This window comes from Phormidium sp. FACHB-592, from assembly GCF_014695795.1.
Lineage (GTDB): Bacteria > Cyanobacteriota > Cyanobacteriia > Leptolyngbyales > Leptolyngbyaceae > Stenomitos.
The window spans coordinates 23960-30914 of the sequence record NZ_JACJOZ010000091.1; the positions used below are offsets into that span (position 1 = coordinate 23960).

Sequence of the window (6955 nt, forward strand, 5' to 3'; positions counted from 1 at the left end):
TATCGCCGAGGATTCGCTGAAGGTTCTCATTGGATCGCAGAATATTATCCCGAAAAAACTTCTCTAAAAGGCTCAACAAAAGTAAGTAATTGAAGGTGATTGAAATGGTGGCTCAAAAGCGGGAGCTATTCCGAAAAGAATCGTTGGATCGGTTAGCATCACCGGAGCGGTTAGACCAACTGATGCAGGTGGTGAATCCGAAGAGTTGGTTGCCGTTAGCGTGTTTAGGTTCGTTAGTTGCAAGTGCACTGGTGTGGAGTGTGTATGGACGGATTCCAGTGACGATCGAAGGTCGAGGCGCATTGGTTTACCCCAGTAAAGTGGTGTCGCTGCAAGCCAAAAGTGCAGGGCAATTGGTATCGCTCAAGGTCAAAGTGGGCGATGTGGTGAAGAAGGGCGACGTGCTGGGAGCGATTGACCAGTCGGAACTGCGAAAGCAACTGCAACAACAGCGCACCAAATTAACAGAGCTACAGTTTCAGGATCAGGCGGTGGGTTCCTTGCAGGGCGTGCGGAATACAGAAGAACGGCGATCGGTGCAGCAGCAACGTCAGTATCTCCAGCAGCGGCGGCGGGAATTGCAAGAACTGTCACCCCTGTTGCAAACCACTAGCGGTGGCTCAATTCAGGAACAACGACGGAGTTTGCAACAAAAGCTACGTCAAACTGAGGCAATGGCTCCCATCCTAGCAGAGCGGCTAAGGGCACGGCAGCAACTCTATGCCGAACGCATTATCACCAACGATGTGTTGCTGGATGCCCAGGTGAAAGATAAGGAAAACCGGGATGCGATCGCCGACATTCAAGCCCAACTCAAACAACTCGCTGCTAAAGAAACTGAGCAGGAAAAGAGTAACCGCGATAACTTTACGTCGATTGTCGATGTGGAAGCGAAATTGAAAGAGCTGGATAGCCGCGAGGCGACGCTGGCACAGCAAGACTTGGAAGCTTCCACCACGCGCACCAAAGAAATTCAGGAAGTCCAGCGGGAGATTGCCAAACTGGAACTGCAACTGGGCAACAGCAGCCAAATCATCAGTCAACATAACGGACGAATGCTGGAAATTGCCGTACATCCTGGACAGGTGTTGGAACCAAGTACTCGGATTGGCAGTATCGACACTGAAATTAGCTCCAGCAACCTGGTCGGCATGACCTACTTCAGCATCAGTGACGGCAAAAAAGTTCAACCTGGAATGACGATCCAGATTACGCCGCAAACGGTCAAACGCGAACGCTTTGGCGGCATTGTTGGCACGATTGACAGCGTTTCCACCTTTCCAATTACCACCGAATCGGCTGCCAGCATTGTTGGCAATCCAGAAGTGATGAAAGGCTTGGTAGCGGACAAGCAAGACGGGGTGATTCAAGTCTTCGCTAAGTTGAAACCCGATACAGCCACCGCCAGCGGCTATCAGTGGTCATCCTCGAAAGGTCCCAACCTGAAAATTTCATCGGGAACCACGACCACCGTTCGAGTCACAGTGGAAGAACGCGCTCCCATTACCTTTGTCCTCCCGATTCTGAGGTCTACCAGTGGTATTTTCTAATCTGTCTCTGTCCCTCCCCCCCTCGCCCTGGCAAAGTTTACAGCAGTTATTCCAGGGTCGACGCGTCAAAACTCCTACTCTGCTGCAAATGGAAGCTGTCGAGTGTGGTGCTGCCTCTTTAGGGATTATTTTGGCCTATTACAATCGCATTGTCCCCCTACCCGAATTGCGCCAGGAGTGCGGCGTTTCCCGCGATGGCAGTAAAGCTGCCAATATTTTGAAAGCGGCTCAAACCTACGGGCTGCAAGCTAAGGGTTACAAGAAAGAATTAGAGCAATTGCGAGAATTTCGCCCGCCCTACATCGTGTTTTGGAATTTCAATCACTTCCTAGTGGTGGAAGGCTTTGGCAAGCAGCGGGTGTATTTAAACGATCCCGCCTCTGGACCGCGCACTGTCTCTCATCAGGAATTTGATGAAGGCTACACAGGTGTAGTGCTGGTGCTGGAACCCAGTACAGAGTTTGTCAAAGGCGGTCGCAAGCCCAGCATGGCTTTAGCCCTATGGGAACGGTTACGCAGTTCTAAAGGGGCAGTTGCCTACTGTGTGCTGGCAGGCTTTTTGCTGACTCTCATTGAGCTAGTTGTGCCAGTCTTTAGTCAGGTCTTTGTGGATGAGATTTTGATTCAGGGACGACAGCAATGGCTACGTCCCCTGTTAATCGGCATGGTGGTTGCTGCTATTCTCCAGGGGTTATTAACCTTGTTTCAGTTGCGTTACCTGCGACGATTGAAAATTAAGTTATCTGTGGGACTGTCCAGTCGCTTTCTTTGGCATATTTTGCGCTTACCCGTGGGCTTTTATGCTCAACGATTTGCTGGAGAAATCACCAACCGCACCACGTTGAATGACCAAGTGGCAGAGGTGCTTTCAGGAAAATTGGCAACAACGGCGATCGATGTCGTCATGGTGGTGTTCTATGTCCTAATCATGCTTCAGTACGATTGGGTCTTGACCTCAACAGGAATCGTGTTTGCTGCTATCAATATTTTCACCTTGCAAGCGCTCTCCCGCCGCCGCATCGACACCAACCAGCGCCTGGTCCAGGAACACGGTAAAGTCTCTGGCACATCGATTTCCGCCCTCCAAAGTATCGAAACCCTGAAAGCTTCCGGGCTGGAGTCCGATTTCTTTGCTCGCTGGGCAGGCTATTACACCAAAGCGATCAACTCTCAGCAAGAATTGGGCTTAAGCAACCAGACCTTTTCCGTGCTGCCAACCCTCCTCTCCGCTCTCTCCGCCATGCTCTTGCTAGTAGTCGGTGGTTTACGGGTGATGGATGGCTACCTCAGTATCGGCATGCTGGTGGCGTTTCAAGGGTTGATGCAAAGCTTTCTTGCTCCCGTCAACAACCTGGTTAGTTTTGGTAGTTCGTTGCAAGAACTCGAAGGGAATTTAGTGCGATTAGATGACGTGCTGCGTAACCCGACAGATCCGCAATTGGAAGCAGGAGGCAGGCAGCAGGAAGTAGGAGGCAGAGGGCAACAAGCAGAATTCAAACCTCAAAATCCCCGGCTCCAAGGCACGATCGAATTACGTCATCTCACCTTTGGCTACAGTCGGCTGGCGGCTCTACTGATTGAAGACTTGAACTTGCGGCTGAAACCGGGAGAGAGAGTCGCTCTCGTGGGTGGCAGTGGGTCTGGCAAGTCTACCGTCGCTAAGCTGGTGAGTGGACTGTACGAACCCTGGTCCGGGGAGATTTACTTTGATGGTGAACCAAGGGCACAAATTCCGCGCCAGATTTTGACCAACTCGGTGGCGCTGGTGGAGCAAGATATTTCGATGTTTGGCGGCACGGTGCGAGAAAATTTGACGCTGTGGGATGCCACCGTACCAGAGAAACACATCATTCAAGCGTGTCAAGATGCGGCAATTCATGAGGTGATTCTGGCGCTACCAGGCGGTTATGATGCCGAGTTGAGTGAGGGAGCCGTTAACCTGAGCGGTGGACAACGACAACGATTAGAAATTGCCAGAGCCTTGGTCAACAATCCCGCCATTCTAGTCATGGATGAAGCGACAAGCGCGTTGGATACGGAAACGGAGAAAATCATCGATCGCAATCTGCGGCAACGCGGCTGCACCTGCCTGATTGTGGCGCATCGCTTAAGCACCATCCGCGATTGCGATGAAATCATCGTCTTTGAGCGTGGCAAAGTGGTGCAACGTGGCACTCATGAAGCACTTTGGCAAGTTGATGGCGTTTACTCACGCTTGATTCGCACGGAAGGGGAAGCACTTTGAGGTTTTCAGCATTGAGTGTTTGTGAATCATCTAATAACTAAAACCAATGATTAAGAAGAGGAAACTAGTATGGTCAGCCAACTAGAGACAAAAGCACAGGAGCAAGCATGCAAGCTTCGCGGCAATCAGCCGATGTTGCTGAATCAGCCAGAAACAATGTGGGTGATTCAATCTGGCTCTGTTGCCCTATTTGCAGTCATGGTCGGACAAGATGGGCTTGAGGGCACTCGGCACTATTTGTTTAGTGCCAGTTCTGGAGAGGCGCTATTTGGGAGAACTCCCAGTTCTGAGCCGCATCAACGTCAGCTTTTAGCAGTACCGATCGAAGAGACGGAATTGCTGCAAGTTCAGTCAGGCGAATTGAGGCAACGGCTGGTGAGACAGGATGAACCGACGATTGCCCAAATCGACCACTGGGTGAACCAATTAGGTGCCGCGCCGTCTCAGTCACCTGTGCCAGGGATTCATACCAAAGCGGCAGGTGCTGCACGAGTTTCACTGACCCGACAGCAAACGTTGCAACCCACAGGTGGTACTGTCGTTTGGATGCAAATCCAGCAGGGTACAGTGCGCTGGAATGGGTCTGAGGAGTTGCTGCTGAATCCATCGACAGGGTTAGTACCATTCAGCGATCGACTGTGGATGGAAGCCCTTGATGATGTCCAACTGGTAACGCAGTCTACTGAGGACATCCAGAACCTCGATGCGCTGCTGGTAGGGTTGTCGCAGTTGCAGACGTATGTACTTTCCGGCATCGATCGCCTAGAGCAGCAAGCGGCGCAGGCAGAGTTGCAACGGCTTCAAGCGCAGGCACGGCTAAATTATCAGGTGACAACGGAAGCCTTGGGCGAACTGGCATCTACCCTAGGCACTTCAGCCGCAGACTTTTTTGCGGACGATTCGCCGCTGTTGGTGGCAGCCCGAGCGATCGGCAAAGTGTTGGGAGTAACCATCCATCCCCCCGCTGCATCGGAGGATTTCAAGCGGGTCAAAGAACCGCTCGAAGCCATTATGCGAGCCTCCAGGGTCAGAATGCGGCGCGTCTTGCTGCGGGATCACTGGTGGACAAAGGGCAGCGGACCGTTAGCTGCTTATACTCGTGAGACAAACCAACTGGTCGCATTATTGCCTGTTTCTGCCACTTGCTATCACCTGTTTAATCCCGTCGATCGCACTCACACTCCAATCGATGCAGACATCGCAGCAACCCTGACTCCCGTTGCCTACATGTTCTATCGTCCGCTGCCGGACAAAGCCCTTAAGACTCTGGAACTCCTGCGCTTTGCGCTGAAGGGATGCGTTAAAGATTTGCTGGTGATCTTAGTGACTGGGATTGCGGCGACCCTATTGGGGATGTTCACGCCGCAAGCAACCGCGATGTTGATCGATAACGCCATTCCCGATGCCGACCGGGGATTGTTGCTCCAGGTGGGACTGGGACTGCTGGTAGTTGCGCTAGGCACAGCCGCCTTTCGGATTGCTCAAGGACTTGCCATTTTACGGGTAGAAACCGTCTCGGATGCGGCAACTCAAGCGGCAGTCTGGGATCGGCTACTCAGTCTACCCGTCTCCTTTTTCCGCCAATACACCACAGGCGATCTGCAATCCCGCGTCACCTCTATCAGCCAGATTCGGCGGCAATTGAGCGGCACGACGGTGATCAATCTAGTGAGTGCCCTGTTTGCCTTGCTTAACCTGGGGCTACTGTTTTACTACAACGTTAAGTTAGCGTTGGTCGCGATCGCCGTTGCGCTGGTCACGATCGCTGTCACGACCCTCTCCGGCATCATGCTCATCCGCAAAATTCGCCCCCTGCTGGAATTGCAAGGCACCATTTTTGGACACACCGTTCAACTGATTAACGGCCTTTCCAAACTGCGGGTGGCTGGAGCAGAAGAGCGAGCGTTCGCAACCTGGAGCAAGCGCTACAGTCAGCAGGTGAAGCTCAATCTCAGTACTCAACACCTTGAAGATGGGATTGCCCTGTTTAACACGCTACTGCCCACGCTGACTTCAGCAATCCTGTTCTGGCTGACGATGCAACTGTTAGCAGAAGCAAAAACGGCAGGCACAGCCGGGTTAACGGTCGGCACCTTTCTCGCTTTCAACTCAGCCTTTGGCACGTTCATTGGCGGAGCCACGAATTTGAGTAACACCGCCACCAATTTGCTGCAAGTGATTCCGCAGGCAAAACGTGCCCAACCCATCTTAGCGACCGTTCCCGAAGTAGACCTGAGTAAAGCCGATCCCGGTCGGCTAACGGGCAAAATTAGCATCGACCATATCACCTTTCGCTACCGAGACAGTGGAGCCTTGACCCTAGATGATGTTAGCCTTCATGCAGAACCGGGAGAATTCATCGCCTTGGTCGGTGGGTCTGGTAGCGGTAAATCGACGCTCTTTCGGCTGTTGCTGGGGTTTGAGACACCCGAATCGGGAACGATCGCCTACGATGGTCAAGACCTGACGGGATTGAATGTGGAGGCAGTGCGGCGGCAATTAGGCGTGGTGCTGCAAGGTGGACGATTGCTCTCAGGGTCAATTTTTGACAACATTGCCAGTGGCGCACAGATCACCCTCAATGAAGCCTGGGAAGCGGCTCAGATGGCGGGTTTTGCTGAGGATGTTGCTGCAATGCCGATGGAAATGCACACCGTCATTAGTGAAGGCGGCGGCAATCTCTCTGGCGGGCAACGGCAACGCCTTCTGATTGCCCGCGCCCTGGTATTGAAACCCCGGATTCTACTATTTGACGAAGCCACCAGCGCTTTAGATAACCGTACTCAAGCAATCGTGAGTGAAAGTCTCGATCGTCTGCAAGTGACCCGTCTGGTCATTGCTCATCGGCTTAGCACGATTCGTAACGCGCACAGAATCTATGTCCTTCAGGGCGGTCGGGTAACTCAGCAGGGGTGCTTTAAGGAACTTGCTGCCCAAGCAGGGCTGTTTGCCGAACTGATGAAGCGGCAGATGGGATAAATTGAAAATGAGGTAGTGCTCAAGATGTAATGATAGAGAAGTAGAGTTGTTCTCCTCCTATGCCTGCTTGCCCCCTTTGTGCGTCCGTCAAAACGGTCAAGAACGGACGTATCCACAATGGTAAACAACGGTTCAAATGCCACGACTGCGGACGACAGTTCATCGAACAACCGACGAAGAA

Annotated in this window: 4 protein-coding genes; all 4 read left to right on the forward strand. The window is 52.4% G+C overall.

Annotation, left to right across the window (positions count from 1 at the left end):
- The first annotated feature begins 104 nt into the window (after nucleotides 1-104).
- Complete coding sequence (locus H6F86_RS25515) at nucleotides 105-1550, forward strand: NHLP bacteriocin system secretion protein (protein WP_190452610.1); 1446 nt, start codon at nucleotides 105-107, stop codon at nucleotides 1548-1550.
- Nucleotides 1537-3795 (forward strand): NHLP family bacteriocin export ABC transporter peptidase/permease/ATPase subunit, encoded by a 2259-nt coding sequence (locus H6F86_RS25520; RefSeq protein ID WP_190452611.1) that lies wholly within the window; start codon nucleotides 1537-1539, stop codon nucleotides 3793-3795. Before H6F86_RS25515 ends, H6F86_RS25520 begins: the two co-directional genes overlap by 14 nt.
- Before the next feature lie 69 nt (nucleotides 3796-3864).
- The gene (locus H6F86_RS25525) at nucleotides 3865-6774 is read left to right on the forward strand and encodes an NHLP bacteriocin export ABC transporter permease/ATPase subunit (protein ID WP_190452612.1); all 2910 of its coding nucleotides are present in this window, start codon (nucleotides 3865-3867) and stop codon (nucleotides 6772-6774) included.
- 59 nt (nucleotides 6775-6833) lie between these two features.
- Nucleotides 6834-6955: IS1 family transposase (locus tag H6F86_RS25530; RefSeq protein WP_190446062.1), on the forward strand; the 122-nt coding region annotated here is incomplete at its 3' end.

Bases quoted from the DNA above. Each gene is read 5' to 3' on its own strand.
- H6F86_RS25515 (WP_190452610.1), top strand. From the start codon at position 105: ATGGTGGCTCAAAAGCGGGAGCTATTCCGAAAAGAATCGTTGGATCGG.
- H6F86_RS25525 (WP_190452612.1), top strand. From the start codon at position 3,865: ATGGTCAGCCAACTAGAGACAAAAGCACAGGAGCAAGCATGCAAGCTT.